The following is a 1,964-nucleotide window of genomic DNA, read 5'->3' as shown; positions in this document are numbered from 1 at the left end:
CCGAAGTTCCCCCATCCAAGGAAGCCACCGAGCGGGTGCAAACCCACGTGTTTCAAGGCATCTGCGCTTTCGAAATGCTTCCTGCTGATTACAAAATGTAGTCACTAAAATACCTTGAAATCTGCGCAGGATTTTCTATATTCTGTGTATGGCAAGCAGAACTGGATCCGCTCACGTCGTCACCACAACGCGCACCTACAAGGGCAAGGTGTACCGTACGCACCTGCTGCGGCGTAGCTACCGCGAGGACGGCAAGGTCAAGAACGAGACGCTGGGTAACCTCTCGCATCTGCCCGAGCCGCTGATCGAGATCATTCGCCGCTCGCTGCAGGGCGAGACGTTCGTGCCGCTGGGCCAGGCGTTCGAGGTCACCGGCTCACTTGCTCACGGCCATGTACTCGCCGTTGAGTTGGCGATGCAGCGTCTGGACTTCGCGTCGCTGCTGGGCAGCAAGCCCTCCGCTGAGCGCGAACGGGTACTGGCGATGGTGGCTGCGCGCATCGTGGCGCCGCATACGAAGCTGGCCACCACGCGTTGGTGGCACACCACCACGCTGGCGACGGACTTCGGCGTAGCCGACGCAAACGAGGACGATCTGTACGCGGCGATGGACTGGCTGCTCGCGCGCCAGGACGCGATCCAGAAGAAGCTCGCCGCGCGGCATTTGAGCGACGGCGGCCTGGTGCTGTACGACCTGAGTTCCAGCTACTTCGAGGGGAGCACTTGCCCGCTGGCTCGACTGGGCCACAACCGCGACGGCAAGAAGGGGCTGCTGCAAGTCAATTACGGACTGCTCACCGATGCACGGGGCTGCCCGGTGGCGGTGTCGGTGCATGAAGGCAACGTGGCCGACAGCAGCACCTTCCTGCCCGAGGTGAAGCGCCTGCGCGAGAGCTTCGGCGTCGGGCAGATGGTGATGGTTGGCGATCGCGGCATGATTTCCAGCAAGGCCATCAACGAGCTGCGCGAGACGCAGGGCATCGACTGGATCACGGCGTTGAAGAGTGCGTCGATCCGCACACTGGTCGAGCAGGGCCAACTGCAACTGGGGCTGTTCGATGAGCGCAACCTCATGGAGATCGCCTCGCCGGAGTATCCCGGCGAGCGACTGGTGGCGTGTCGCAATCCGCAGCTCGCGGCGCTGCGCGCGCACAAGCGCCAGGACCTGCTCGCTGCCACCGAAAAGAACCTGCAGCAGATCAAGGAACGCGTGGATGCGGGCAGGCTCAAGGGCGCCGATGCGATTGGGCTGCGCGTGGGCAAGGTGGTCAACCAGTACAAGATGGCCAAACACTTTGAACTGCAGATCAGCGACGGGAGCTTCTCGTTCACGCGCAAGCACGAGGCGATCGCCGCGGAGGCCGCGCTGGACGGCATCTACATCATCCGCACCTCGGTCGAGGCCGCGCGCATGGAGGCGGCCGACTGCGTGCGCAACTACAAGGCGCTGGCCAACGTCGAGCGGGCCTTCCGCAGCCTGAAGACGGTGGACCTGAAGGTGCGACCAATCCACCACCGCACGGCTGATCGGGTGCGCGCACACATTCTGCTGTGCATGCTCGCGTATTACGTGGAATGGCACATGCGCGAAGCCTGGCGTGAACTGTTGTTCGCCGACACCGACCAGGCCGCCAAGGCCACGCGTGACCCCGTGGCGCCGGCACAGCGCTCGCAGCAGGCGCAGGACAAGGTGGTGAGTCGCACCGTGGCGGATGGCACGCCCGTCCACAGCTTCTCCACGCTGATGGCCGAACTCGGCAGCATTGTGCGCAACACCTGCCGCACGCCCGGGGTCGGCCCCGAGGCGCCGACGTTCGACATCATCACCACGCCCAACGTGACGCAGCATCACGCCCTCGATCTGATCAGACAGATCTACCCGTAGACAGAAACCGGAACCCCGAACTCAACCCGAGTGCATGTGGCACAAGGGCTAACTCGCCCAGTCGCCACTGGAACTTCGG

The 1,964-nt window shown here is 63.7% G+C and carries 1 protein-coding gene; it reads left to right on the top strand.

The genetic code is table 11. The features are described 5' to 3' along the window. Window positions 1–208 precede the first annotated feature (208 nt). Window positions 209–1,885: an IS1634 family transposase gene (locus P3T40_RS44860; RefSeq protein ID WP_429274082.1), complete on the top strand. Its 1,677-nt coding sequence runs from the start codon at window positions 209–211 to the stop codon at window positions 1,883–1,885. Window positions 1,886–1,964: the final 79 nt, after the last annotated feature.

Origin of the sequence: Paraburkholderia sp. EB58, from assembly GCF_050436665.1 — a bacterium.
GTDB lineage: Bacteria > Pseudomonadota > Gammaproteobacteria > Burkholderiales > Burkholderiaceae > Paraburkholderia.
The sequence above is the reverse complement of the archived record's forward strand: the minus strand, read 5'-3'. Positions and strand labels throughout refer to the sequence as shown.